Annotated in this window: 20 protein-coding genes and 3 pseudogenes; 12 read left to right on the top strand and 11 right to left on the bottom strand. The window is 54.3% G+C overall.

Annotated features, from left to right (window positions below):
• Positions 1-74: 74 nt before the first annotated feature.
• The 3 genes from AC4PS7_RS08150 to AC4PS7_RS08140 are packed head-to-tail and all read right to left on the bottom strand — an operon-like array spanning position 75 to position 4915.
• Positions 75-1997 (bottom strand): acrylyl-CoA reductase family protein, encoded by a 1923-nt coding sequence (locus AC4PS7_RS08150; RefSeq protein WP_492179268.1) that lies wholly within the window; start codon positions 1995-1997, stop codon positions 75-77.
• Positions 1994-3496: a class I adenylate-forming enzyme family protein gene (locus AC4PS7_RS08145; RefSeq protein ID WP_159389973.1), complete on the bottom strand. Its 1503-nt coding sequence runs from the start codon at positions 3494-3496 to the stop codon at positions 1994-1996. The genes AC4PS7_RS08150 and AC4PS7_RS08145 overlap by 4 nt, the downstream gene beginning before the upstream one ends.
• 24 nt (positions 3497-3520) lie before the next feature.
• Entirely contained in the window at positions 3521-4915 is a 1395-nt protein-coding gene (locus AC4PS7_RS08140) for a TIGR00366 family protein (RefSeq protein WP_159389972.1), read from the bottom strand.
• A gap of 587 nt (positions 4916-5502) precedes the next feature.
• Between AC4PS7_RS08140 and AC4PS7_RS08135 the strand changes: the two genes are divergently transcribed.
• The gene (locus tag AC4PS7_RS08135; protein WP_159389971.1) at positions 5503-6147 is read left to right on the top strand and encodes a TetR/AcrR family transcriptional regulator; all 645 of its coding nucleotides are present in this window, start codon (positions 5503-5505) and stop codon (positions 6145-6147) included.
• 10 nt (positions 6148-6157) lie between these two features.
• Positions 6158-7135 carry an acrylyl-CoA reductase (NADPH) gene (gene acuI / locus AC4PS7_RS08130; protein WP_159389970.1) on the top strand — a complete coding sequence of 326 codons (978 nt, stop codon included), beginning with the start codon at positions 6158-6160 and terminating at the stop codon, positions 7133-7135.
• A gap of 183 nt (positions 7136-7318) precedes the next feature.
• Here acuI and AC4PS7_RS08125 read toward each other — a convergent pair whose 3' ends face one another.
• The gene (locus AC4PS7_RS08125) at positions 7319-8293 is read right to left on the bottom strand and encodes a GlxA family transcriptional regulator (RefSeq protein WP_159389969.1); all 975 of its coding nucleotides are present in this window, start codon (positions 8291-8293) and stop codon (positions 7319-7321) included.
• 245 nt (positions 8294-8538) lie between these two features.
• Between AC4PS7_RS08125 and AC4PS7_RS08120 the strand changes: the two genes are divergently transcribed.
• Positions 8539-8820, top strand: coding sequence for a hypothetical protein (locus AC4PS7_RS08120; protein ID WP_159389968.1), 282 nt, complete (start codon positions 8539-8541; stop codon positions 8818-8820).
• A 186-nt stretch (positions 8821-9006) separates the two neighbouring features.
• Here AC4PS7_RS08120 and AC4PS7_RS08115 read toward each other — a convergent pair whose 3' ends face one another.
• The 3 genes from AC4PS7_RS08115 to AC4PS7_RS08105 form a co-directional block, all read right to left on the bottom strand.
• Positions 9007-11034 (bottom strand): TonB-dependent receptor, encoded by a 2028-nt coding sequence (locus AC4PS7_RS08115; protein WP_492179357.1) that lies wholly within the window; start codon positions 11032-11034, stop codon positions 9007-9009.
• 163 nt (positions 11035-11197) lie between these two features.
• Positions 11198-11587 (bottom strand): DUF2946 domain-containing protein, encoded by a 390-nt coding sequence (locus AC4PS7_RS08110; RefSeq protein WP_159389966.1) that lies wholly within the window; start codon positions 11585-11587, stop codon positions 11198-11200.
• A 221-nt stretch (positions 11588-11808) separates the two neighbouring features.
• Complete coding sequence (locus tag AC4PS7_RS08105; protein ID WP_492179356.1) at positions 11809-12225, bottom strand: LysR substrate-binding domain-containing protein; 417 nt, start codon at positions 12223-12225, stop codon at positions 11809-11811.
• A 2-nt stretch (positions 12226-12227) separates the two neighbouring features.
• Here AC4PS7_RS08105 and AC4PS7_RS08100 point away from each other — a divergent pair.
• Positions 12228-12905 (top strand): annotated as a pseudogene (locus AC4PS7_RS08100) (divalent metal cation transporter); the annotation flags it as partial.
• A gap of 45 nt (positions 12906-12950) precedes the next feature.
• Here AC4PS7_RS08100 and AC4PS7_RS08095 read toward each other — a convergent pair.
• A pseudogene (locus tag AC4PS7_RS08095) lies at positions 12951-13370 on the bottom strand (NAD(P)-dependent oxidoreductase); the annotation flags it as partial.
• A 317-nt stretch (positions 13371-13687) separates the two neighbouring features.
• Between AC4PS7_RS08095 and AC4PS7_RS08090 the strand changes: the two are divergent.
• The 7 genes from AC4PS7_RS08090 to hutH all read left to right on the top strand — a co-directional run bounded on the left by AC4PS7_RS08090 (position 13688) and on the right by hutH (position 21138).
• Positions 13688-14470 carry a transporter substrate-binding domain-containing protein gene (locus AC4PS7_RS08090; protein WP_159389964.1) on the top strand — a complete coding sequence of 261 codons (783 nt, stop codon included), beginning with the start codon at positions 13688-13690 and terminating at the stop codon, positions 14468-14470.
• A gap of 55 nt (positions 14471-14525) precedes the next feature.
• A complete protein-coding gene (locus AC4PS7_RS08085; RefSeq protein ID WP_159389963.1) occupies positions 14526-15254 on the top strand; it encodes an ABC transporter permease in 729 nt (242 codons plus the stop codon).
• A complete protein-coding gene (locus AC4PS7_RS08080; RefSeq protein ID WP_149630897.1) occupies positions 15251-15961 on the top strand; it encodes an ABC transporter permease in 711 nt (236 codons plus the stop codon). The genes AC4PS7_RS08085 and AC4PS7_RS08080 overlap by 4 nt, the downstream gene beginning before the upstream one ends.
• 16 nt (positions 15962-15977) lie before the next feature.
• Positions 15978-16742 carry an ABC transporter ATP-binding protein gene (locus AC4PS7_RS08075; RefSeq protein ID WP_159389962.1) on the top strand — a complete coding sequence of 255 codons (765 nt, stop codon included), beginning with the start codon at positions 15978-15980 and terminating at the stop codon, positions 16740-16742.
• Between the two features lie 119 nt (positions 16743-16861).
• Entirely contained in the window at positions 16862-17614 is a 753-nt protein-coding gene (hutC, locus tag AC4PS7_RS08070; protein ID WP_492179267.1) for a histidine utilization transcriptional repressor HutC, read from the top strand.
• A 303-nt stretch (positions 17615-17917) separates the two neighbouring features.
• Positions 17918-19609 (top strand): urocanate hydratase, encoded by a 1692-nt coding sequence (gene hutU / locus AC4PS7_RS08065; protein WP_159389961.1) that lies wholly within the window; start codon positions 17918-17920, stop codon positions 19607-19609.
• Positions 19606-21138 (top strand): histidine ammonia-lyase, encoded by a 1533-nt coding sequence (hutH, locus tag AC4PS7_RS08060; protein ID WP_159389960.1) that lies wholly within the window; start codon positions 19606-19608, stop codon positions 21136-21138. Before hutU ends, hutH begins: the two co-directional genes overlap by 4 nt.
• 361 nt (positions 21139-21499) lie before the next feature.
• Here the strand turns inward: hutH and AC4PS7_RS08055 are convergent.
• The 3 genes and pseudogenes from AC4PS7_RS08055 to hisC all read right to left on the bottom strand — a co-directional run bounded on the left by AC4PS7_RS08055 (position 21500) and on the right by hisC (position 24636).
• A pseudogene (locus AC4PS7_RS08055) lies at positions 21500-22721 on the bottom strand (NTP/NDP exchange transporter).
• Positions 22722-22762: 41 nt separating this feature from the next.
• On the bottom strand, positions 22763-23500 hold the full coding sequence (gene hutC / locus AC4PS7_RS08050; protein WP_159389959.1) for a histidine utilization transcriptional repressor HutC: 738 nt from the start codon (positions 23498-23500) through the stop codon (positions 22763-22765).
• Positions 23500-24636 (bottom strand): histidinol-phosphate transaminase, encoded by a 1137-nt coding sequence (gene hisC, locus AC4PS7_RS08045; RefSeq protein ID WP_492179266.1) that lies wholly within the window; start codon positions 24634-24636, stop codon positions 23500-23502. The genes hutC (AC4PS7_RS08050) and hisC overlap by 1 nt, the downstream gene beginning before the upstream one ends.
• 737 nt (positions 24637-25373) lie before the next feature.
• Here hisC and AC4PS7_RS08040 point away from each other — a divergent pair.
• Positions 25374-25721: a RidA family protein gene (locus AC4PS7_RS08040; protein WP_159389957.1), complete on the top strand. Its 348-nt coding sequence runs from the start codon at positions 25374-25376 to the stop codon at positions 25719-25721.
• Positions 25722-25732 lie beyond the last annotated feature (11 nt).

Genomic DNA, 25732 nt, shown 5'->3' with positions numbered 1-25732 from the left:
TGTGGGATTTCACGCAGGTCTTGGCAAAAAAACGAAAGCCCAGGTTGGGTGCCTGGGCTTCGTTAACGCAGGGTTCAGCCTTTTACAGCAGCCAAGATTGAGCGTGGCGTTTTTGTTGCTTCCTGGCCCTCATTCGATCGGGCATTCACATCAATGACGATACGCCCGACCAGCTTTCCAGCCAGCATTTCTTCTGCCGACGTTTTGAGATTCAGCAGGGGAACCACCTTTGCGCTGATCAAATTGAGCAATGGCGTTGGCATCGATTCGACTGCATCTGCCCAGGCTTTCAGTCGGGTCTCGTAGTTGATCGAGACAGAGTCTATTCCGATCAAGCGCACGCCTCGCAAGATAAATGGCATTACTGAAGTCGGTAAGTCCGCCCCCCCAGCCAATCCACAAGCAGCAACAACGCCCCCATAGTTCATCTGTGACAGTACGCGGGCTAGCACTCCGGATCCGACTGCATCAATAGCTCCCGCCCAGCACTGTGATTCCAATGCCTTGCGCTCATCCGCCCAGTTAGCATTGTCAATGACTGCTATGGCACCAAGCCTGCGAACATAATCCATTTTTTCGGGGGTATTGATCAGCGCTGTGACCGAATAGCCAAGATGGGTAAGAATCGCTATGGCAACGCTGCCAACACCACCCGCCGCTCCGGTCACCAAGACAGGTCCAGACTCTGGTTTCACGCCGGCATCGCGTAAAGCGTTAACACATAACATTGCGGTCAGGCCGGCAGTTCCGAACATCATCGCCTGCTTGCTGCTGAGATTTTCAGGAAGGGGGACCAGCCAATCACCCTTGACCCTTTGGTATTGACTATGACCACCCCAGTATTTCTCACCCACGCCCCAGCCCGTTAGAACTACTCTCTGCCCAGGCTTAAGACGAGGATGGGACGTCTCCACGACCGTACCAGCGAAGTCGATGCCGGGCACCATAGGCCAACTCTTCACGATCGGTCCACTGCCCGTAATGGCCAGCGCATCCTTGTAGTTCAGAGTCGAATATTCAAGTTGCACCAGCGTGTCTTCGTCCGGCAGATCTGCGAACGTTATCTGCTCGAGATTTGCGTTGAATCCGTCAGCGTCTTTTCTTAAAACCAGTGCCTGAAACGTCTCATTAGCAGTGCCCAAAGAGTCAGCCACCGAGCTGTTTTTGAGCAAAGACTTGTGAGGGGATTGAAATCGTTGATCCCGCCAGACCAAGGCCGCTTTCAGTCCATCCTCACGTGCAATATCCATAAAAGCTCGTTTGTCTGGCGAACCCTTCGATTCGATAGCGTGGTCTATATCAAGCGCCCGTTGAAGGGCTCCTTTGAGTCCCATTGCCTCGACACTCTGATTGATCGCTATCTTGGTTAACTTCATCAATTCAGGATCCATCACAGCAATGGTCTGTGCGACTTTTATGGCCTCCTCCAAGTGCTTTCCGATCGGTACAACTCTATTGACCATCCCTAGACGCCTGGCTTCTTCCGCAGGGATATTATCAATGCCGCAAAGGATGATTTCTTTAGCGTGCTTGGTTCCAATCATCCAAGGCAGCAGCATTGTCACAATACCTGCTCCGAACTTCAGTTCAGGTTCGCCGAAGGTGGCGTCCTCGGAAGCGATGGTGATGTCACATGCGAGCGCTATTTCAAATGCCCCCGCCAGGCAAGATCCATGTACCGCAGCGATTGTGGGCTTAGGGCAATCCCAGAATCGCATGGTGGTGGAGAAATCCCTCGCCAGAATTTCGCGCCACGCAGCTGCTCCTTCCGGGCGATTGTTCATTTGTTCTTTGAGGTCGAATCCGGAGGAGAACGCTTTGCCTTTTCCGCTGATGACAATGGCCTTTACTGAAGGATCTTCCTCAGCTAAGTCCATGGCAAGATTGATCTCCTCCAGCGCCATCTTGCCCAGCGCATTGAGTCTTTCAGGACGATCAAGCATCAGTTGCCCGATACCACCATCCACTTCGTAGCTCAGGGTTGTAAAATTATTCATGCCACTGTTCTCCCACTTTGTTTGATCGAGGCTGGAGTCAACGTTCCGCCGACGATCATCATTTTCAATTCGCGTCTATCGGCTTTGCCTGTGCGCCCCAGTGGTAAGCACTCTGCCGTGTAGAAAACGTCCGGAACTTTGTACTTCTCCAGCTTCTCCATGAGGAAATCCTGTAGACGTTCAAAGTCCACTGACGAGGGGAGAGAGGGAACGATCAGAACGTGGATCTTTTCGCCGAGCATCGCGTCCTCGACGCCAGTTGCCATTGCAGTAGTGATACCTGGGAACATGAGCACTGCTTGTTCAATTTCCATCGGTGTGACTTTGTTTCCTCCACGAACGATGATCTCTTTCTGACGGCCTCGGAATTGAACATCGCCTTCGGAATTAATGAACGCTAAATCCCCTGTTCTGAAAAACCCGTCGCTGTGGGCCGCGACTGTCAAATCAGGGTCGTCAAGATATCCGGTCATGAGGTAGGGGCTACGGATCTGTAGTTCGCCCTGTTGGCCTGGTTTCACAGGTAGGCCGAGTTCGTCGACGATACGGTAGCTCACTCCGCTTGCCGGAAGTCCCAGGGCAAACGGCTTGATACGCCTAAAATTTGGCAACTGGAAGAAGTCGCAACTGAGCGTTTCGGTCAGGCCGTAAATGTTGATCAGGTCGGCATTTGGAAAAACGGCCTCGACCTGGTCGGCGAGGAGCTCACTCAATTGCTCTCCGCCAGTGAAGATCTGGCGCAGACGGGCGCAGGGCTTCATGCCATGTCCCTGGGTAACAAGTGCCAATATGCCTCGCAGCATGGTGGGAACCACTCCTACACGATCGATAGGGTGTTCTTGAAGCCGATCTAAAAGCTCTGCCGATCCGAGCTTTTTGGTGATTACTAGCGTGCCGCCGCTGATGAGGGTGAGTAGCGACATCCAGATCCCGAATACAAACGTGATGTTCAACACAAGAAGCGTTCGTTCTGCGGATTTGAAATGCGTCATGGCATCTATCGCCATCAGCTTCATAGCAAAAGCGTGGTGACCGATGATTACGCCTTTGGGGCTGCCGGTAGATCCGGACGTGAACAATACGAATGCGGCGCCATCCAGCTGCGGACGAAACTCGGGAGCATCGATACACAAGCTTGTCAGTAAGTCCTCACCCGAAACGGAAGAGTCTGTGATGTTTATCTGAAACCGTGCCTTTGTCTTTTCTTGCATTGCATCGCATGCGGGTAACGGAGTAGTACGGTGGATGGGCACTGCGACGCAGCCGGCAAGCCAGATGCCCAGTACTGCCGAAAAATCACTTGGCAAGTTTGAGACACGAACGTGAACAGGTTCGTTCGCCGTTGCGCCTGCGGCTAACAATGCTGATTTTACGATTCCTGCCTGTTCGAACAGTTCTGCTCGACTGACGACGCAATCGTCTGCGTCGATAGCGATAGACCGAGGCTCTCGATTACAGGCTGTAGTTATTAGGTCGCCCAGGTTCAGAGATGAATTCATTTTATTATTGTCTCCGTTTACAGTTCAGAGGCTTAGCAACAGCATGCACGTCCCCGACACGGCGAACATTGCTAAGAAGATGACGACGGTGAAGCCCATGACCCGCCCCATTCCTACCCTTGCAATGGCTAGCAATGGGATGACCCACATCGGCTGGATCATATTGGCTGCACCTTCACCCAGAGCTACGGCTATGGCGACGGCTGATTGGTGGACACCCAGGTGCTCTGCAGCCGGAACGACAAAAGGCGCCTGGACTATCCAGTGGCCGCCAGCACTCGGTACGAAGAGGCTAATCAGTACCGAAGAAGCATATGACCAGAAGGGCAGGGTCTCGGTAGTCGAGAAAGTGATGAACCATTTTGAAATCACGTCAGCGAGCCCTGTTGCGGACATGATTCCCATGATCCCGCCATACAGCGGGAACTGCAGGAGAATCGGCCCAGCGATGCGTGCCGCATTTTCGATGGCTCGCAGGTAGGCTTTCGGGGTTCTATGCAAGGCCATGCCGGAAAGTAAGAACACCAGAACCAGCATGTTCAGATCCATTTTGAAAGCACCTTCAGCTAGCTTCACGCCGATATAACCGACACCTGCCGCGATAAGAATCATGCTTATCCAGAACCCATGATCCAGGCGTCCGGCTAAGGTGTCAGGGCGCGTTTCTGGCACAACAGTATCCTCTTCGATCAATCGCTGAGGATCAGCTGCAACGGTTTGGTCTGGAGTCGGCATCATCATCCGAAGGATCATCGGAAGTAGAATTGCCAGCAGCAGCAGAGGGACAAAATTCAAAGGTGAGGTCAGGAACTCGCTCATGGGAAGCACCTTGCCGGTGACCGACTCAATGATGTTCATTGGTGATCCCGAAGTAGCGCTGACCAGAGCAATCGAGCTGGATATACCGCATACGTAGAATGACCAGCCGGCGTAGGACGCCGCCACCAGCCAGGCAAAATCGACGTGAACGCGTTTCGCCACCTCCCGTGCGAACAGCCCTGCCACGACCAATCCGACTGCCCAGTTGAGAAGTCCCGCTGCCATCGACACAAAGAAGGTCAAGGTCATCGCGCCCGCCGCAGTCTTCGGTAAAGACGCGAAGTACTTCAACAATCTGGCGATGGGCCGTGAGGTTGAGAGCGCATGGCCTGTCACCAGCGTAAGTGCAACCAGAAAGGCGAAGCTTGAGATCTTGAATACACCGTCGTACCAGCTTGTCACTACCTGCGGTGCTGAAGCGGCTGGAGCAAAAAGGAACGCGAGTAGGGCGGTTAGAAGGGTGAGAAGAATGGCGATTACGAATGGGTCAGGAACCGCTTTTTCGACAATCAAGACGCATAACCGAGTGAAACGCTTCACTCCAACAGAAAACAACACGGTGGACCTTGCATTGGTCGCGCTCAGATTTGACTTGGGCATAAGAGCCTCCACTGGCCATGAGGCCAATTTTTATTGTTGTTTTTGCGGTGCTGATCAGTCCGGCGATTAAGATATAGTCAGTAGTTGACTGGTTGTCTAGTACCTTTTGGAGGATAGTTGACTGGTTGACTATCAGCGCGTTTTGACTAAAGTAGAGGCAACAGAGGGCACTGGTTTCGGTGGGAACGCTCTCGATCACGTCAAAAATAAGCGGCCCTGAATTTGGAAACGCAAACTTTTGTACCCACTAGCGCCTCATCGTCAAGGGCGAGCAAAGCAGTCCGGACGATTGCTCTGGCACCGCGGTTTGGTGCGCCTCTATGGTTCAGTGCCGACAGCGTGATGCCTGAGGTGCAGCGTGCGCGGAGTCCCAGCGCTTTGGATATCGACGCTGGCGCGGTTGGGTGTTTGGTTGGGGGGCGGACTTCTCGTTACGTGGGGATTTCTGCCTGTGCAATATTCGTTACAACTGGCCTTTATGAATTTATGGCAGCCAACCTTCGTTGGCGATTGCTAGAAGGTTTTCTACTCGGCCAGATAGCAATGCGCCCACTATTATCCCGCAAGCCAGGATGGAAAATCCCTCTATGACTAATCTACCAGACTCCGCTTCAAGCACCGCCGCTTCTCCAGATGAGCAAAAACAACGAAATACGGGAAAACGTGCGGAACTCATTCGAATTGGTGTAGCGATTCTTACTGAGAAAGGCTTTTACAACACTCCTTTGGACGAGATCGTCAAGATCGCAGGTGTACCGAAGGGTTCGTTCTACTACTACTTCAAAAGCAAAGACATTTACACAATAGCGGTGATCGAAGCGTACTCGAACTATTTCATTAGAAAGCTCGACAAGCACCTGTACAACCACGAGCAGTCACCTTTGAATCGTATTCGTAGCTGGACGGAGGACGCAGGTGAGGGGCTGGCGAAGTACGACTTCAAGCGAGGTTGTCTTGTGGGCAACCTAGGTCAGGAGCTGGCGGCACTCGATGAGAACTATCGAGTTGTCCTTCGAGACGTTATCAATAGCTGGTGCAAGAAGATCCAGGACTGTCTGGACGAAGCTAAACAGGTTGGCGAAATCAGTCCAAACGCTGATACGGCGGCACTCAGCAAGTTCTTCTGGAATGCTTGGGAAGGTGCGGTGCTGTACACCAAGCTCGATAAGTCTCGAGCTGCTCTGGACTTGGCTCGCGACGCATTTTTTTCCCTGGTTCAAGTTCGGTCCTAAGGAGGTTGTAATGTTTAAAGCATTGCTCGTAAACAAAGATGATGCGGGCTATACGGCGACGCTGCAGGACCTTGATGATAATTCGTTGCCGGCTGGCGACGTCACCGTTAAGGTTCAATACAGCACCCTAAATTATAAGGATGCTATGGCCATCACTGGCAGAGGACCGGTTGTGCGCAAGTTTCCGATGGTGCCGGGGATTGATTTTGCCGGCATTGTGGAGCAAAGCGACAACCCCAATTACGCACCAGGCGATTTGGTCTTACTCAATGGGTGGGGGGTGGGCGAAACACATTGGGGTGGCTTGGCTTCTCGTGCACGGGTCAATGGCGATTGGTTGATCCCGATTCCGTCTGGGATTACTGCCGAACAGGCAATGGCTATTGGTACTGCAGGCTACACCGCGATGCTCTGTGTAATCGCTCTGGAACGTAACGGCGTTACACCCAGCAGCGGTCCTGTTCTTGTGACTGGGGCAAATGGCGGCGTAGGTAGTTTTGCCATCGCACTGCTGAACAAGCTCGGATACGAAGTCGTGGCCAGTACAGGTCGACCGCAAGAATTCAGATACCTTAAGGCTCTCGGGGCCTCTGAAATCATTGATCGCAATGAACTGAGTAGCCCAGGGAAACCGTTGGCGAAGGAGCGTTGGATAGGAGTGGTCGATTCCGTTGGAAGCCATACCCTTGTCAATGCCTGCGCCTCCACTCAGTACGGCGGGGTCGTCGCTGCATGCGGCCTAGCTCAGGGTATGGACTTCCCAGCGACTGTGGCGCCATTCATTTTACGGGGTGTTACCCTCGTTGGCATCGACAGTGTCATGCTCTCGCGTGAAAAACGAATCAAGGCTTGGGACCGACTTGCACAGCTTGTTGACCCTGAGCAACTCAAGCAAATTACGCGCAAGGTTAGCCTCACGCAAATCGGCCAACTAGCGCAAGAGCTGCTTGCAGGTGAAGTGCGAGGGCGCATTGTCGTGGAGGTCTGATCTACGCTTGCCCGTGTGACCCATTCCGACTTGGTCCACGATCACATACTGCGCATTTTAGTTGCGCGTTCATATCCCGGACCTCACAAACGGCTTAATGTCGTGAGGCGTGAAAGTTCAATGATAATATGAAGTTAAAACCCTGCCTGTCTAATGTCAGATCAGTCCGTGCTCTTAAGCTCTTTAGAGTTCTGTTTCCTGACTTGGCTTGAAGCGTGCTCGATACTCGCTGGGTTTGACGGCATAGTTTTTTATAAAGCTACGGATAAAGGTTGATTCGTTACCCAGGCCGCATTTTTGGGCCACTGTTTTAAGCGGGGAGTTTGAAGTGGCTAGCAAATGGCGGGCAGCTTCCAAGCGGAGCTGTTCGACCATCTTTCTCGGCGTAAAACCTGTGATTTCACTGTATTTACGCGCAAATGTTCTTTCACTCATGTTCATGAAATTTGCTAACGAAGAAACCGATAGATCGCCACCAAGGTTGTTGTTTAGCCAAGCGTGAAGGTCCGAGAATTGACTGCTTTTTGATTGTAGTGTTAATGACGAGCTGAACTGATTTTGATCCCCGGGACGCTTGAGAAAAACAACCAAGTGCCGTGCAACTTCGAGCGCAGCAGAGTGCCCCAAGTCAGCTTCAACCATTGCGAGAGCCAAGTCGATACCCGAAGTGACTCCTGCCGAAGTCCATAAGTCGCCATCGTTAATGAATATAGGCCCGCGCCTTACATTTATGGAAGGGAAGTCAAGTTCCAACTTGTCATAGGCCGACCAATGGGTCGTCACGTTGCGCCCGTTTAACTTCCCCGCCGTCGCTAGCGCAAATATCCCTGTGCAGACGGAAACCAGACGCTTGGCTTTTTCGGCGTGATTCACGAAGTTTGTAAAAAATTTTGGATCATCACAAAACTTATGTATCCCAGGCCCACCTGGAACGATAAGTGTATGCGCAGCCGGTGTTTTATCTACCAAAACCTCAGCGCTTAACGAGACGTTAGAGAGTACTTCCGTTGTTGGATTTAACGCGAGGATTGATAGGGAGTATGGCGGATGATTAGGGGGTGCAAAATAGTTAGCAGCAATAAATACATCCAGGGGGCCGGCCAGATCGAGCAGGCTAACTTCAGGGTAGGTAATGAACTGTATAGATTTAACTGGCATTTAGAGCTACTCCATCCTAAGAGAGCGCCGCTTGGATTTCGCTGATTTTGGCAGAAATCGTCAACGTTTTGGCATTTTTTTTTGTCAATTATGGTCTATTGTGATTTTAATCTGAATAGCTGTACGAGAGCACAATGGCACACAGGAGCTTCTTGGCATCGACTAAAGCAATACTTAAGCATCCTTTTGTCCTGCCTTGGTAGATAGCGCAGCTTAATCAACGGCTTTAGCTTGGAGTCAATTCGATGTCTGGTCTTATGAAAAGCGCTATGGGATTTGAAGTTAGTATGGATGATGATTTTGAGCGCAAGATCTCCAACATCCTTGGATTGGTCGAACGCAACGCTTTGGGTGTCGCCAAGTGTGAGTTGAAAAGGGTGGCTGAGACAAATAGCTGGGTCATCGAATGTTTGTGGCACGACCACCAAGCAATGCACGCTCATTTCTTGTCCTGTCAACTTCAAGATCTAATAGGCTTAGTAGTTTCGAAATCGCGTAAAATTGTGTTTAAGTGCGACAGTGAATGAGGCCCGTTGATGTCCTGGTTCAGTAGTTAGAACAGTGACAGGCAATATGTATTACTTCCCAACTATCTCAAAAGCCGCAAAATACCTACCTCCTTTGTCATCTGAGATGATGGGTGACGATTGGTACGCCACCTCACCCCCCCAAAAAAAACTGCTGAGACCAAAATGGCCTCAGCAATATCTGAATCAGAAGTCCACAGTCACTCCGGCGTAAAGCGCGCGGCCATCACCTGGGGAATGCAGGGATACCTGGGCACCGTCCGGGTCGTACCAGACGTATTCATAATATCGGTTGATGAGGTTTTTCAGCTGCAGGTCGACGCTCACTGCCTGCGTCACCTTGTACGTAGTACCAAGGTTCATCAGCACGTAACCGCCATAAGTTCCCTTCGTGTTCTCCCGCTCCAGGTAATAGTTTGTCTGGCCGTTCATCCAGGCAGTCAGCTTTAACGCAGGTGTAGCGTCATAGCTGATGCCGGCGTTGTAAAGGTGATGCGGAATGTGATCGATTTCCTGACCTTTGCTGTTGGGCAGCGTGGCACTCGGCTGGAGTATTTTCGAATACTGCCACGAGTAGGCCATCCATAGGTCAGTGCGGTCGTTAGGGTGCAGGTTCATCTGCAAGTCATAACCCCACCGCCGGGTTTCCCCCACGTTATCGGACTCGCCGCTCGGGTCGTTCAGCCTGCGACTGACTTCCCCTGAGGCCTCTTGCTGCCAATAGGCAACACGTCCATCTATCCAGTCAGCCGGCGTGAACTTGATCCCGGTTTCCCAGCCTTCGTTTATCGAAGCTGCCAAATCGGTATCCCTGGGCGGAATTTTATAAGCCGCGGCACCAGCGCCCACTTGAAAGGTACGTCCCCAGTTCGCGTAGAAGCTGGCGACGTCCCATGGGGAATAGACAACGCTAATCTTCGGCTGCTTGATCGGACCGTAGTCGTTGATGTCGTAGTCCGTGTCGGTGAGTTCATTGGTGAAGTCGCCCTGAATCTTGTCGACCCGGTAGGCCGGTACGATCTTCAGCGACTCGAAAGGTTTGATTTCTGCCTGAACGTAAGCGCCGTAGGTATCGAAATCGAACTGCTGGTCGCGGGTCGCTGCCAGGCGCGCACGGTCTTTGGTGCGATAGCGCTCGCTCGTGTTCTGCTGCTGTTGGACGTCTGCTCCGCCTTCCAGTGCGAAGTCATACAACCAGCTGACCTCCGGTCGCCATGTCAGGGAGGAGAGGGCGCCGTATTGGGTTTCATAGGCATCGCGTTCCTGCTGGGCGCTGATGCGCCAATACTGTGTCCAGCGTCGATCGTCGAAGGTGTTGACGTAGGTCTTCGCCGACCAGACGAGGTCCTCATTCAAGTCCGTATCGAAATGCAGACTAACTTGATTCATACGCCGAGTGCCTTTGCCCGTAGCGTTGTAGCTGTTGGTCATGCGCGGATGATGACGGGCATCGTCTTCAGTCAAATAGCCGGGCTCTTGAGCCTCGGTTTCGTAGTGCCGCGCGATAAGGCCAATGCGGTAACTGTCGTCGTCCGGGGTATAGAACAACTTGCCAGACATCGAAAATCTATTGGCTTCGGAGTGGTCGCGATAGCCATCGGATTTTTGGTAGACGAAGAAGTAGTTCTGAGTCCAGTTGCTACTTTCGATGCCCTTGGTCAGTTGTGTCTCTTGCGTGTTGAAGCTGCCGTAACGAACTCGCGCTTTGGTGTACTCACCTCCTGTACGAGTCAGCATATTCACGTTGCCGGCAATATTATTGAGTCCGTAGCGAGCATCACTGGTGCCGCGCACAATCTCGATGCTGTCCAGCTCCATGGGAAAAATCATGTCCATGTACGGCATGTTGCCGTCGTTGCTGTTGCTTGGGATTCCATCGATCAGCAATTTGACAGCATTCACTTCTCCTTCGCCGTTGAAGCCTCGAAAGGAAATTTTGCCGGAGGTGGTGCCCTGATTGAACTCAGTCAGCATCACCCCCGGTGCACGGCTGAACAGCTCCCAGCTGTAATTGACCGGCATCTTTTCCAGGATACCTCCCCCTAGAATATCCACCGAGCTGAGTACGCTGCTGGCGCTTAATGGGCCACTGGCCGCACCCTGAACATTTACCGTACCGAGGATCAAAGTCGAGTCTTCAACTTTGGCAACGTCGGCCAGCGCAGAGCACAAGGGGCTCATTGCGAATAGACCAGCCGACATCATCGGCCACATGGAACGGGACACAGACAAACGCTTTGCATGACGCAAAGTAAATGGAGCAGGCATAGCACGCACTTCCTGATGATCAAGAAACTTTAAGGGCGTTTAGCGTCCATCGCAGGCCGCTAAATGGATTTAAAGATGGCAGCACCGCAAGATGTCAGCGGTGTTGTGATCAAGCGAAGGGAGAAGCGCGTGGACTTAGACTGGGCCAACGAATCCTTGGGTGCAGCGTGGGTAGTTCAGGACTTTCGAGAGCGGTGTCGGGTGTGTACTGCGGCAGGAAATGCCGGTAGTAATTGGAGGGCAATGCTGCTGATCCTGCATGACCACAGCAGCAGGCGCCGTGTTGCATGACAGATTTCGACTGGGGCTTCTGCAAGGCGTCAATCACCTTGCCCAGGTCTTTAGGCAGGGCACTCGAGTTCCCACCTGAACAGAACCCACCCCAAAGTATCAGGCGTACGTCTGACGTCTGCATCGCACTACTCAGCGGCATGGCGAACAGGTTAAGCAAGACGGCCAGGCACGCAATCCAGGGGCTGATGCGTGTCAACGAACTCATTAATGAAATCGCCGCAAAGTGGGGATGGCATTTAGCCGGAATCGGTAACGATGTAAAAGCGTCGCAAATGCGCCATATTGCCGCGGACAAGTTGTCGCACACGTTACTGATTTTGACGAGACAGTACGTTGCAGTTCTGAATCCCTATGGTCTCGCCGTGCGGTCGTCAGTCATCGATTGAGGGCAAGACACTTAGGTCGAGGCCCGCTTTTCACTCATGATCAGCTGGAGGACGAGACGAATATGTCTGCAACCACATGGCGCAGCCATACATTCACCGCAGAGTGATGTAAACGCCCATGCCAGTATTGCTTGAGGTCATAAGTGGGAAGCTCTAGCGGCGCCTCCGTGGAGCGCACCTTGGCCTCATTGGCGTACAAGCTGGCGACGGTGCGCGGTAATACCACCACCAGATCTAAGTGTTCGATAATCGCTGGAACACTCATGTAATGCGAGATCTGTAGCGCAATCTTGCGCTGCACTTGCTGCTCTGTCAGATACGCCTCGAACATTTCCTGACTTCGACTGCCGTCCCTTACCTGCAAGTGCTCTGCTTCGCAAAATGCCTGCAGTGACAGGCGTTTGCTTTTGAGTGGATGTCCGGCCCTGACCATGCACACAAGGTCATGTGAGAACAGGCGCATCGGTTATCGGCGCGGTCGCAGGCTCCATCGCGAACTTCGTGCATCCGTATGTTATGCGCCAAAAGGGCTGGGTAGGGCCGCAACACAAGCGTGTTCAACGTAACGATTTGCTGTTTGCGGTGTTCGTCGGGATCGTCATCAACCTGGCTATCTGGATCATCGGTGCGGAAATTCTGCGGCCCAATGGCATCGAGGTAAAAACCCTGGGCGACATGGGCAAGGCGCTGGAAATCTTCTTTGGTCCAATCGGTTGGTAAGAGTACTTCATCGGCGTATTCGCGACACTGTTTGCCAGTATTTCAGGCAAGACCACCGCGTTCCCGATGCTGATTACCGATGCCTTCCAACACGTTCGCCCTGAACGTCGCGAAAAATACGGTAAGGAGTTTCATCATGATCCGATGCATAAATGGTTCATGCTATTCATCCTCTTGACACCGTTGGTTTGGTCGCTGCCAGGCACGCCGGATTTCGTGACCCTGACCATTGGTGTCAGCCCGTTGAACATCATTGGCTTGCCAGTCATTTCCCTGGGCCTGCTGATCATATCCAACCAGACGAAGCTGCTGGACAAGAAGTATCGCAACAACCTGTTTGAAAACCTCGCACTGCTCTTTGCTACAGGCCTCGCGTTGTGGGTTGCCTTCCTGTTGGTCGTCGATCTGTTTACCTGACATCCTGCCGCCGAGGGTACTCAACGTCTCCTCGGCGGCCAATGTTCAGTCAGTCAGAGAGCCCTTCGGTAGTCTCCCAGCGAAACTGTCCACCAGGCTCGCCACCACTTTCTCTCCCATCCGCGTGCGGGTTTGTAGCGTCGCACTCGCGCGATGGGGCTGCAGGACCACGTTCTCGTTACCAAACAGAGTCTCGGTGACGTTCGGTTCATCGACAAACACATCTAGCGCCGTTCCCACGATCTCGCCAGCAGCATGGGCCGTCACCAGATCGGCGTCATTGACCAGCTTGCCGCGTGCCACGTTGATCAGAGACCTGTCCTCGCCCGGCGCCTGCAGCACATCGGCATTGATGATGGCTCCAACCTTGTCGGCAGCGGCCGCGAGAATCAGCGCATCACTGTTGCTGCTCAGCTGCATCAGATCTGCGATTAAAGTGTTGTACACATCACTCATCGGCTGCAGAAGCCGCCCACTGGCGATCGGGGCGCTGAGAGATAGTTGACTGTCAGGTTCTGGCTCCTGTTGTAGATGCTTCAATTGTCCGTATTTAAGCTCCATTAAACCTCTATCGTGCTTCCTAAAGCAGTCGGTCAGTTAAATTTCTGACTGATTACCTATTCCTGTATGTACAAGTATGTATTTGCGCGTTAGAGTCGACCAGGCGTCTCGACACGTTTATCCGCGAATTAGGTTTTGTGTGTTCTGTGTAACGACACGCGTGCTCCATAACTGTACTCGTGCGCCACAAGCGCTTCTGTTGGTTATTAGGAATAAAAACAATGAAAAAATCTATTTTGACCCTCTCAGTATTGGCTCTTTGCGTGGCTGCTGGCGCTGCCATCGCCAAGGAGTACAAGGAGTTGCGCTTTGGTGTCGATCCCTCTTACGCGCCCTTCGAATCCAAAGCCGCCGACGGTAGCCTCATGGGCTTTGATATAGACCTGGGTAACGCGATTTGCGCTGAACTCAAGGTCAAGTGCAAGTGGGTAGAGAGCGATTTTGACGGCATGATCCCCGGCCTAAGGGCGAACAAATTCGACGGCGTAATTTCTGCCATGACCGTGACTTCTTCGCGGGAAAAAGTCATCGATTTCTCCAGTGAATTGTTTTCGGTGCCCACGTCCTTCGTGTTCAAGAAGGGCTCTGGCCTAAGCGAAGACATTACGACGCTGGCTGGCAAAACTGTGGGCTATGAACAAGGCACCACCGAGGAGGCCTACGCCAAGGCCGTGCTGAACAAGTCCGGGGTAAAAACCCAGGCCTACGCCAACCAGGATCAGGTTTATGCTGACCTGGTCACGGGTCGCCTCGATGCTTCGATTCAGAACATGCTGCAAGCTGAAATGGGTTTCCTGAAGTCCCCGCAAGGCGCCGACTTTGAAGTGAGCAATCCAGTCCATCACGAACTGCTGCCAGCAAAAACGGCGATCGGTCTGCTCAAAGGCAATGCCGAGCTAAAAACCCTGGTGGACAAAGGCATACAGGCGCTGCATGACAATGGCACGTACGCGGCCATCCAAAAGAAACACTTCGGTGATCAGAATATTTACAGCGGCAAATAACGACGCTGCGCCCATTCGCGGATGGGCGTTTTCCTGATTTACGAAGGGCTCCCCAATGTTAGAAAACATATTGCAGATGCTGGGGCTGTCAGGCTTCAGTCTCAAGGGCTTCGGCCCACTGTTGCTGCAAGGCTCCTGGATGACTGTCAAGTTATCCTTCCTTTGCTTGCTGCTAAGCGTGGTCTTGGGCCTGATCGGTGCCAGTGCCAAGCTTTCAAGGTCGGCACTCTTTCGCGTCCCCGCGCAGGCTTACACCACGCTGATCCGTGGAGTGCCGGATCTGGTTCTGATGCTGTTGATCTTCTACAGCCTGCAAACCTGGTTGACCAATCTGACCACAGCCATGGGCTGGGATTACATTGAGATCAATCCGTTCAGTGCCGGTGTGATAACTCTAGGCTTTATCTACGGGGCGTACTTCACCGAGACTTTCCGTGGCGCGATCCTCGCTGTGCCCCGTGGCCAGATGGAGGCGGCCACTGCTTACGGCCTGACCCGTGCCCAGCGTTTCCGCTTCGTGCTGTTCCCGCAGATGATGCGTTTTGCTTTGCCGGGTATTGGCAACAACTGGATGGTCATTCTCAAGGCTACCGCGCTGGTCTCGATCATTGGTCTGGCCGACCTGGTCAAGGTGGCTCAGGACGCGGGCAAGAGCTCCTATCAACTGTTCTTTTTCCTGGTGCTGGCTGCCTTGATTTATCTGGTCATCACCACCGCATCGAACTACGTCTTGCGCCGGCTGGAAATCTTCTACGCCGCAGGCACTCGGGAGGCCGTGCGATGATCGAGCTACTGCAGGAATACTGGAAACCCTTCCTCTATAACGATGGCTACCACATCACCGGGTTGGCGATGACGCTGTGGCTGCTCAGTGCCTCGCTCTTCTTCGGTTTCGTGATGTCGGTTCCGTTGTCGATTGCCAGGGTTTCGACCTGCGTTTGGGTGCGCTGGCCGGTGCAGTTCTATACCTATTTGTTCCGTGGCACGCCACTGTATATACAGCTGCTGATCTGCTACACCGGCATTTACAGCATCGCAGCGGTGCGTTCCCAGCCCATGCTCGACGCATTCTTCCGCGATGCATTGAACTGCACCATCCTGGCCTTCGCCCTGAACACTTGCGCCTACACCACGGAGATTTTCGCCGGGGCGATCCGCAACATGAACCACGGTGAAGTCGAAGCAGCCAAGGCCTTTGGGCTGCGCGGCTGGAAGCTATATGCCTACATCATCATGCCGTCTGCACTACGCCGTTCGCTGCCGAACTACAGCAACGAAGTGATACTGATGCTGCACTCGACCACCGTAGCGTTCACCGCCACTGTGCCGGACATTCTCAAGGTCGCCCGGGATGCCAACTCGGCAACGTTCCTGACTTTCCAGTCGTTCGGTATCGCCGCCGCGATTTACCTCGCAGTCACTTTCTCTCTGGTTGGCCTGTTCCGTTTGGCTGAACGCCGTTGGCTGTCTTTCCTCGGCCCGGCTCATTAATTCAGGATGTTTGAACATGTACAAATTGACCGTTGAAAACCTGCATAAAAGCTATGGCAACCACGAAGTGCTCAAGGGCGTTTCGCTCAATGCCAAGACAGGCGATGTGATTAGCCTGATCGGCGCCAGTGGATCGGGCAAGAGCACCTTCTTACGTTGTATCAACTTTTTGGAAACGCCCAACGACGGTGCCATGGGCCTGGATAACCAGCCAATTCGCATGATCCATGACCGCCACGGCATGCATGTGGCCGACGCAGATGAACTGCAGCGTCTGCGCACGCGCCTTGCGATGGTGTTTCAGCATTTTAACCTGTGGAGCCACATGACAGTGCTCGACAACATCACCATGGCCCCGCGCCGGGTACTGGGTGTTAGTAAGAAGGATGCAGAGGAGCGGGCTCGGCGTTACCTGGACAAGGTAGGTTTGCCGTCCCGCGTCGCCGATCAATACCCGGCCTTTCTCTCCGGCGGGCAGCAACAGCGGGTTGCTATTGCCCGGGCGCTGGCCATGGAGCCGGAGATCATGTTGTTCGACGAGCCGACTTCGGCACTGGATCCGGAGTTGGTGGGCGAGGTGCTTAAGGTTATCCAGGGGCTGGCCGAAGAAGGCCGAACCATGATCATGGTGACCCATGAGATGAGCTTCGCGCGCAAGGTGTCGAACCAGGTTTTGTTCCTCCATCAAGGTCTCGTGGAAGAGCAGGGTTGCCCTGAAGATGTCCTGGGCAATCCCAAAAGCGAGCGCCTTCAGCAGTTCCTCAGTGGCAACCTGAAGTAACCGGAATGCCTTCGAGCGACTGTTCGGTCGCTCAGATGCTCCTTCGCACGCGCTCTGCCCACTCGGTCGTGCGTTTGCGGTGGGAGGAGGCCGCTGTCCAGTTTGAGGAGGAGAGCCACGTGCCGAAGAAATCCAGGAATTTTCCTTTGCGGGTCGATCAGCTCAGTGATTCCCCCGCGCCGCTCTATGCACAAGTCAAGCAGATGATCACCCAATTGATCTTGAGTGGCACCTGGTCGGCTCACGAGCGTATCCCTTCGGAAAGTGAACTGGCTCAGGAACTTGGATTGAGTCGCATGACTATAAGTCGCGCTCTTAGTGAGCTCACCGCCGATGGTGTGTTAGTGCGCATGCAAGGAGTGGGGACGTTCGTAGCCGAACGCAAAGGTCAATCGGCTTTATTTGCCCTCAACAACATTGCTGATGAAATCAGCGAGCGTGACCATTACCACCACTGCAAGGTGATTCTCCTATGCGAGGAGGGGGCTAGCGCTGACCACGCCTTGTCGCTGGAGATGCGCGAAGGGCAGCGGGTGTTTCATTCTCTGATCGTGCACTACGAGAATAATGTGGCGGTGCAATTGGAGGATCGCTACGTGAACGCGGCAGTGGCTCCGGATTATCTGCGGCAGAGTTTCGTGATGCAGACGCCCTATGCCTATCTTTCGAAGGTTGCTCTTCTGACTGAAGGTGAGCATGTGGTCGAGGCGATCCTAGCCGACGAGGAGGAGTGCAGGCTGTTGCAGATCACGCGTCATGAGGCGTGCTTGTTGATTCGTCGGCGAACTTGGTCTGGCTATCAGTCTGTCACGTCTGCGCGCCTGATTCTGCCGGGTTCACGGCACCGTCTGGAGGGGCGATTCGGTGCATAACGTGGGGCTGACCTTGTCGCGCTCAGCGGTCGCGCGCGTCAATTCCCTGCCATAACCTGCGACAGCGCAGGACTGTCGAATTGCTGAATTCCATTGCTTCGCTGTCTTAACCACCTTTTCAAATAGCCTTGCCCTTCATCCGCAATAGGCACAACCCCGCTGGATGAACGGGTCACAAAAGACAAATTACAGGTGAGTAAAATTTTGCTTGATTATGGTTGTATATACATGATTATATTTATGTGCGATCTGTAGCGCTAAACCAATAAATAGGCTGAGAAAGTCATTTCGAGAGGATTACCGGTGAGCAAGCCATCCCATTTCCGTAATGTCGAAATCCGCGCCGCGCGTGGTAATAAGCTGACCGCCAAAAGCTGGCTGACTGAAGCGCCGCTGCGCATGTTGATGAACAACCTCGACCCGGAAGTCGCCGAGAACCCTAAAGAACTGGTGGTTTACGGTGGTATCGGGCGTGCGGCGCGTAACTGGGAGTGCTACGACAAGATCGTCGAAAGCCTGACCAACCTGAACGACGACGAGACCCTGCTGGTGCAATCCGGCAAGCCGGTCGGCGTGTTCAAGACCCACACCAATGCCCCGCGCGTACTGATCGCCAACTCCAACCTGGTGCCGCACTGGGCGAGCTGGGAACACTTCAACGAACTCGACGCCAAAGGCTTGGCCATGTACGGCCAGATGACCGCCGGTAGCTGGATCTACATCGGCAGCCAGGGCATCGTCCAGGGCACCTACGAAACCTTCGTCGAAGCCGGTCGCCAGCATTACAACGATGACTTGAAAGGTCGCTGGGTCCTGACCGCCGGCCTCGGCGGCATGGGCGGCGCTCAGCCCCTGGCCGCAACACTGGCCGGTGCCTGCTCGCTGAGCATCGAATGCCAGCAGGTCAGCATCGACTTCCGTTTGAACAGCCGTTATGTCGACGAGCAGGCTACTGACCTCGACGACGCTCTGGCCCGCATCGCCAAATACACCGCTGAAGGCAAGGCGATTTCCATCGCGCTGCTGGGCAACGCCGCTGAAATCCTTCCAGAACTGGTCAAGCGCGGCGTGCGCCCGGACATGGTCACCGACCAGACCAGCGCCCACGACCCGCTCAACGGTTACCTGCCAGCCGGCTGGACTTGGGAAGAGTACCGCGCTCGCGCCAAGACCGAGCCTGCTGCAGTGGTGAAAGCCGCCAAGCAATCCATGGCCGTGCACGTTAAAGCGATGCTCGAATTCCAGAAAATGGGTATTCCAACCTTCGACTACGGCAACAACATCCGTCAGATGGCCCAGGAAGAAGGCGTCGAGAACGCATTCGACTTCCCAGGCTTCGTACCGGCGTACATCCGTCCTCTGTTCTGCCGCGGCATCGGCCCGTTCCGCTGGGCGGCGCTGTCGGGTGATCCGCAAGACATCTACAAAACCGACGCCAAGGTCAAAGAGCTGATCCCGGACGACGCCCACCTGCACAACTGGCTGGACATGGCCCGCGAGCGCATTAGTTTCCAGGGTCTGCCGGCACGTATCTGCTGGGTTGGACTGGGCCTGCGCGCCAAGCTCGGTCTGGCCTTCAACGAAATGGTTCGCAGCGGTGAATTGTCTGCGCCAATCGTGATCGGTCGCGACCACCTCGATTCCGGTTCGGTCGCCAGCCCTAACCGGGAAACCGAATCGATGCAGGACGGTTCCGACGCTGTGTCCGACTGGCCACTGCTCAACGCTCTGCTCAACACCGCGAGCGGCGCGACCTGGGTTTCCCTGCACCACGGCGGCGGCGTCGGCATGGGTTTTTCGCAGCACTCGGGCATGGTGATTGTCTGCGACGGTACGGACGAAGCGGCCGAGCGTATCGCTCGCGTGCTGCACAACGACCCGGCGACCGGCGTAATGCGTCACGCCGATGCGGGTTACCAGATCGCAATAGATTGCGCTAAAGAGCAAGGCTTGAACCTGCCAATGATCACCCCTGTTAAAGGAGCCAAAGCATGAACACACTCAACATTATCCCAGGCCAACTGAGCCTTGCCCAACTGCGTGATGTCTACCAGAACCCGGTGAAAATCACACTCGACAACAGCGCTTCGGCCCAGATTGAAGCCAGCGTTGCCTGCGTGGAACAGATACTCGCCGAGAACCGCACCGCCTACGGTATCAATACCGGTTTCGGCCTGCTGGCCTCGACCCGCATCGCCACCGAAGACCTGGAAAACCTCCAGCGCTCGTTGGTTCTGTCCCACGCTGCCGGTGTTGGCGAGCCGATCAGCGATGCGCTAGTCCGACTGGTTATGGTGCTCAAGGTCAACAGCCTGAGCCGTGGCTTCTCCGGCATTCGCCGCGTCGTTATCGAAGCGCTGATCGCGTTGATCAACGCCGAGGTTTATCCGCACATTCCATTGAAAGGTTCGGTCGGCGCATCCGGCGACCTGGCGCCTTTGGCGCACATGTCGCTGGTGCTGCTGGGCGAAGGCAAGGCCCGCTACAAAGGCGAATGGCTGGAGGCGACCGAGGCGCTAAAAATCGCCGGTCTGACTCCACTGACACTGGCCGCCAAAGAAGGTCTGGCGTTGCTCAACGGCACGCAGGTGTCTACCGCATACGCATTGCGTGGTTTGTTCGAGGGCGAAGATCTGTTCGCTGGCGCACTGGCCATTGGTGGTTTGACAGTTGAAGCAGTCTTGGGCTCGCGCTCGCCGTTCGACGCTCGCATCCACGCCGCTCGTGGACAAAAAAGCCAGATCGACACCGCTAGCGCTTACCGTGACTTGCTGGGCGAGCGCAGTGAAGTCTCTGACTCGCACCAGAACTGCGGCAAGGTTCAGGATCCGTACTCCCTGCGTTGCCAGCCACAAGTCATGGGCGCGTGTCTGACCCAGTTCCGTCAAGCCGCCGAAGTGTTGGTCGTCGAAGCTAACGCCGTCTCCGACAACCCGTTGGTCTTCGCTGCCGAAGGCGATGTGATCTCCGGTGGTAACTTCCACGCCGAGCCTGTGGCCATGGCTGCTGACAACATGGCATTGGCCATCGCTGAAATCGGTTCCCTGAGCGAGCGTCGCATTTCGCTGATGATGGACAAGCATATGTCGCAACTGCCGCCGTTCCTGGTGGCTAATGGCGGCGTGAACTCCGGTTTCATGATCTCCCAAGTCACCGCAGCGGCGCTGGCCAGTGAGAACAAGGCACTGGCGCACCCGCATTCGGTAGATAGCCTGCCGACTTCCGCGAATCAGGAAGACCACGTGTCCATGGCTCCAGCAGCCGGCAAGCGGTTGTGGGAAATGGCTGAAAACACCCGTGCCGTGCTCGCTGTAGAGTGGCTAGCTGCCTGCCAGGGCCTAGACTTGCGCGAAGGTCTGAAGACCTCGGCGAAGCTGGAGCTTGCCCGCACCAGTCTGCGCAGCAAAGTGGCCTACTACGAGAAAGATCGCTTCTTCGCGCCGGATATCAACGCGGCGAGCGAGCTGTTGGCTTCCCGTTGCTTGAACGAACTGGTGTTGCCGAAGTTGCTGCCAAGCTTGTAATCGTGGGGAGGGGCCTTTGGCCCCTGTCTCGGGTGAGCTGAATTTGTCGAGTCATTCCACACATTAGCTAGAATGTTTATGCAGTTTTTTGCTCTACAGCTATTGGCGACAGGCAGTCGTTGTAGCTGTGGAGCTTTTTTTGCGTTTGTAGTACATGAAAATTCACGACAGTCATGGCCTGAGATTTTGAGTCTCAGGGAGATGCCTATGACGGCCGCATTTTCGCTGAAGCGCTGTTACAGAATCTCTAAACGCCTGCCCGTTCCACCGGCAAACCTTGCGTCGGATTGTCGGCAGCAAGATCGGAGCTCTTGGCATTAGTTTCATCTGCCTGCTTGCCAAGCCTCCATCCCAGGCAGCCTCAGAGCAATGCGCGCACTCTACTGACAACTGCAAGCAGGCCGCCAACTTGTCCCAGCATATCAAGCGCACTATTGACCCAACCGCTAATGGCATCGACTGCGCGATAAACGACGGTATCGATGACGCTGTTGGCCTTGTATTTACTCTCGGCGTCGAGTGGCGCGAAGAGCATCTCCCAGCCCGGACGGGCGAAGGCATATTCGCCGATGCGACGCACGGTCATTAGGACAGTGAGGATGATAAAACTTGGCGCCAGCGCGAGCTCAATCAAGCCGATGCATATCAGCAGCGGCACGATCGCCAGAAGCATGCGCCCCCCCCAACCTCTCCGCCAAGCGGCCAGTCAGGAATAGCTGCGAGAATAGGGCGCCAGCCTGGACAATGAAGTCGATGATTCCGAATACGCGAATCTGAGTCAGACGGTCAGGAAAAAGCTCGGCCATCAAACGTGCTTGTTCGCAGTAAAAATGTCGTGATAGTTGCGAGCAGCATCATAAAGCTGGATATACCCAGTAGGTAGGTCGACTTCAGGGCTCGCGTCAAGCCGCTGAAAGGAGGATGCTCGGACTGTCTATCGATGTGGCTCCGGGGCGTCCTGCACCGCCGATCTCATGCCAGCGCATTAACGGGTATTTTAGTGCCAGTGCTGCGCCAAGTAATAGACCCGCCAGCAGCATCAGACCTGTCTCTCCCGGTTGACCGACAAACAACGCGCTGAGTGCAGGCCCCACCAGCCCACCGACACTGGCGCAGGCCGCAATAAAGGCAAACAAGCGTCCGGGTTGCACGCCGTCGAATACGTCCGCCAACAGGCGTCAGGCGACCGAGACGACAAATAAGTTGTAGGCAGAGATCCAGACGTAGAAAACACGTGCCATCCACGGGTTTTCGCTTTGCACTTGGAAGAGTGCGGCGAGAATCATCAAGTTAACGCTGATGAACCCATAGACCCAATCGACAAAGTGCAGGTGTGCCCCCCGGGAACTGAGCCAGGCAAACATGGGAGCTACGGCGAGCATAACGAAGAAAGTTGCGGTGAACAGCCATTGCAAATTCTCCACCCCCACCATTATGCCCATGGATTCGCGGATCGGACGCAGCTTGAAGCAGCCGGTGAACAAGCAAAAAAATAGCAGGAAGCCTGAAGTCGCGGGGAGCAACTCCTGAGATTCGGCGTTGATACCTTGGCTCAAACGAAGCTGCAGGAATGAGGTGTTCATCCCAAATCATGATGGTTCAATTCATCAAGTGCCTTCAGGCCTCAACTGTCTCTGTGCGCCCCATTTACTGGCAGGCGGCTGCCTAGGCGATAGCGTGAGGACGGGTGTACTAAACGCACATAGGTGACGATTTTGCTCTGACTCCAGGTTCGGCGTATGAGCACGAGGCAAGGTTCATTAGCATCGATTTGCATGTGTTTGCTTTCCTCGTTGCTGGGGTGACAGGCTTCGACGATGTGTTCCATCTCGTCGGGCTTGATGACCCGCAACAGGTACTTGGCCGGTTGCAGGTGCTCGCCAAAGTCTTGCTTCAGAAATTCAGGCACCAGCTCGGGATTGACGTAACGATCCTCGAGTTGCACGGGCACGCCTTCTTCGCTGTGAACACAGATCAGGTGGAAAACTGAAGAACCGGTGGTCAGGCCCAATGCGGACGCCACCGGCATTGAGGCCGATTCGCGCCCCAGGTGCAGGACACGGCAGGTGTAACTGTGACCTCGAGCAAGGATTTCGTCGGCAATGTTGGTGATACGCAGCAAGTTTGATTGCGGTTTGCTTTCGGCTACGAACGTGCCAACGCCTGAAATCCTGACAAGATGACCCTCTTCGGTCAGTTCGCGTAAGGCCCGGTTGACGGTCATGCGCGAAATGCCCAGTTCTTGCACCAGCTGATTTTCTGAAGAAATCAGGTCACCAGGTTTCCAAACGCCCGCGCGAAGTTGGTCTTGCACATAATCCTTTGCACGCCGGTAGAGCGCTTGTGGTGCATTTTTGATCATTAGTCAGCCCGTGTCTCTAGTGCGGCAAGGACGCTTGCCAGTGCTTGGAGGAAAAGGTCGTTATCCTCACAGCTTCCGACAGAGACGCGCAAGTACTCAGTGTATCCAACTTCGCGCCACGGTTTGATGATAACCCCTTCACGCAGCAGTGCTTGGTTGATTACTTCGGCCGGATAAGGCGTGCTAAAAAACAGAAAGTTGGCCAAGGACGGTGCGGTCGTAATGCCTTGCTCGTGCAGTGCCACTTCCAGCCGCCGGCGTTCGCTGGCGACATGGGATAGGCAGGCGTTTAGATGACCATCATCTGCCAGCGCCGCAATCGCTGCAGCTTGTGCCACGCTGTTGACGTTGAACGGGGTGCGCAGGCGGTTAATAAGATCTGCCAGCAGTGGATCGCTGACGATACCGTAGCCGATGCGCAAACCTGCCAAGGAATAAGCCTTGGAGAAAGTCCGCAGCAGGATAAACGGTTTGCCGCTGGCCTGAATCAAACCGAGGCAATCCGGGTACTCGGCCTCCCACTGCGCGTATTCGTAATAGGCCTCATCAAACACCAGTAGACACTTCGAGGGCAATGCGTCGAGCAGCTGCTGCAACTCGTCGGCGCTTAAGGTGCAGCCGACCGGATTTGACGGGCATGAAAACATCAGCACATGGGTGTGGGGGGTGAGTGCAGCGATCATTGCCGCTACGTCGAAGGTGCCTCTGTCGGTCATGGGAACACCTACCACCCTGGCACCGGCTGCCATTGGGTATATGAAGTGCAACCCGAAAGATGGCACCACGGTAACTACTTCGTCATCGTGGTCTAAAAACACCCGGCTGATGACGCTCAACAAATCTTCCGAGCCGTTGCCGAACACCAATTGATTCTCGGGTACGTCGAGTTTTTCCGAGAGTGCAGAGCGTAATGCCTGGCAGCCAGCATCGGGGTATAGCGCAATTTCGCCGCAAGCTCGAGCCGTTGCGGCGCTAACGGCGGGTGCTGTGCCCATCGGGTTTTCGTTGCTGCCTAGTTTGGCAACGCGAGTCAGGCCGAAACGCTTGCGCACAGTATCCGAGGCAAGGCCGGCGTTGTAGCTGGCCAGTTCGCGCACTTCTGCGCGGGCGAGCAGGTTCAAGTCATTGGCATTCATACAGGGCTAACCTCATTAGTGTCTTGCTGGAAGGCATTACGATCTAGGTGGTTCTGCAGGAGTTGCTGCAGACGCGGCTATTCGGCGTTATGGCTGATCTCGTACGGCTGTTAGTTGAATGGGTCTGAGCGGTATCAGTACATTCATGAGTAACATCCTTGGGAATCAGGATGATTACGCAGCAGACATCTGTATGTGCCTGTATATACCAGTAAGGCAAAATGCAGGCCAAAATGTCTGAGCTGCTCTTGATTCCAAAGTACAGGCCTGTTTCTAGCGGAGTAGATCAGGCTGATGATCGCTGCCTTTTAGCTTTGTGTAACCAATGGTTGCGCTAGAGTGTTACCCGTGATGCCTGGTGGGGGAAAACGAAACCTTGAGTATCGGGGCACCTAAGGTGTCCTAATCGCTAGAGGAGGGTAAGTCGCTCTACCTCAGGCCCATGGCGTATTTTTGATCGAGCGGCATGGTAAATGCATAATCGTGTATATACAGGTTTAGTATTTCAGGCTAAAACATACATTCACCCCTCCTGAACGTATGAAGCAACGAGTCGACATGATCTCAAGAAGCTGTTCGCTCCTGATCTATGTGTCGGGTGTCCGCGAGGGGGATTACATGCTCAAGCGTATGCATGACTCAATGGCCTACCGTAAAAACCGCTGAAGTCGAATCGATGATTCACAACCGGTGCTCGTTGATGGGCGCCTCCTTGAAATACCCAAGAGAGAACTGCCATGACCGTTAGCAATCTGCCCTTTTCCAAAGTCCGCCACAGCCAGGGCCTGGTTTTTTTGTCTGGCGAATTGCCGTTTGGTGAGGACGGTAGCTTTCCTGAAGGTATCGAAGCGCAAACGCGTTTGACCTTGACGCGTATTGCCCAAACGCTGGAAGCCGAATCGCTGTCGCTGGACGATGTTGTCAGCGTTACCGTGTACCTGACCGACCGGAGTAAATTTGCCGAATTCAATCGGGCTTATGCATCATTCTTCACGACCAACCTGCCAGTGCGCGCGACTGTCTGCGCCGGCCTTGTGGTCGATGCATTGGTCGAGATCAGTGTCATCGCGCAACAGCGTGCTTGATTCGGAGGCAG

The sequence above is a fragment of the Pseudomonas sp. DW-iso3 genome, assembly GCF_058725305.1.
Note: the sequence above shows the minus strand (reverse complement) of the source record. Positions and strands in the feature narration are given on the sequence as shown.

Bases quoted from the DNA above. Each gene is read 5' to 3' on its own strand.
- AC4PS7_RS08150 (WP_492179268.1), bottom strand. From the start codon at position 1,997: ATGAATAATTTTACAACCCTGAGCTACGAAGTGGATGGTGGTATCGGG.
- AC4PS7_RS08145 (WP_159389973.1), bottom strand. From the start codon at position 3,496: ATGAATTCATCTCTGAACCTGGGCGACCTAATAACTACAGCCTGTAAT.
- AC4PS7_RS08140 (WP_159389972.1), bottom strand. From the start codon at position 4,915: ATGCCCAAGTCAAATCTGAGCGCGACCAATGCAAGGTCCACCGTGTTG.
- AC4PS7_RS08135 (WP_159389971.1), top strand. From the start codon at position 5,503: ATGACTAATCTACCAGACTCCGCTTCAAGCACCGCCGCTTCTCCAGAT.
- acuI (WP_159389970.1), top strand. From the start codon at position 6,158: ATGTTTAAAGCATTGCTCGTAAACAAAGATGATGCGGGCTATACGGCG.
- AC4PS7_RS08125 (WP_159389969.1), bottom strand. From the start codon at position 8,293: ATGCCAGTTAAATCTATACAGTTCATTACCTACCCTGAAGTTAGCCTG.
- AC4PS7_RS08120 (WP_159389968.1), top strand. From the start codon at position 8,539: ATGTCTGGTCTTATGAAAAGCGCTATGGGATTTGAAGTTAGTATGGAT.
- AC4PS7_RS08115 (WP_492179357.1), bottom strand. From the start codon at position 11,034: ATGTGGCCGATGATGTCGGCTGGTCTATTCGCAATGAGCCCCTTGTGC.
- AC4PS7_RS08110 (WP_159389966.1), bottom strand. From the start codon at position 11,587: ATGAGTTCGTTGACACGCATCAGCCCCTGGATTGCGTGCCTGGCCGTC.
- AC4PS7_RS08090 (WP_159389964.1), top strand. From the start codon at position 13,688: ATGAAAAAATCTATTTTGACCCTCTCAGTATTGGCTCTTTGCGTGGCT.
- AC4PS7_RS08085 (WP_159389963.1), top strand. From the start codon at position 14,526: ATGTTAGAAAACATATTGCAGATGCTGGGGCTGTCAGGCTTCAGTCTC.
- AC4PS7_RS08080 (WP_149630897.1), top strand. From the start codon at position 15,251: ATGATCGAGCTACTGCAGGAATACTGGAAACCCTTCCTCTATAACGAT.
- AC4PS7_RS08075 (WP_159389962.1), top strand. From the start codon at position 15,978: ATGTACAAATTGACCGTTGAAAACCTGCATAAAAGCTATGGCAACCAC.
- hutH (WP_159389960.1), top strand. From the start codon at position 19,606: ATGAACACACTCAACATTATCCCAGGCCAACTGAGCCTTGCCCAACTG.
- hutC (WP_159389959.1), bottom strand. From the start codon at position 23,500: ATGATCAAAAATGCACCACAAGCGCTCTACCGGCGTGCAAAGGATTAT.
- hisC (WP_492179266.1), bottom strand. From the start codon at position 24,636: ATGAATGCCAATGACTTGAACCTGCTCGCCCGCGCAGAAGTGCGCGAA.
- AC4PS7_RS08040 (WP_159389957.1), top strand. From the start codon at position 25,374: ATGACCGTTAGCAATCTGCCCTTTTCCAAAGTCCGCCACAGCCAGGGC.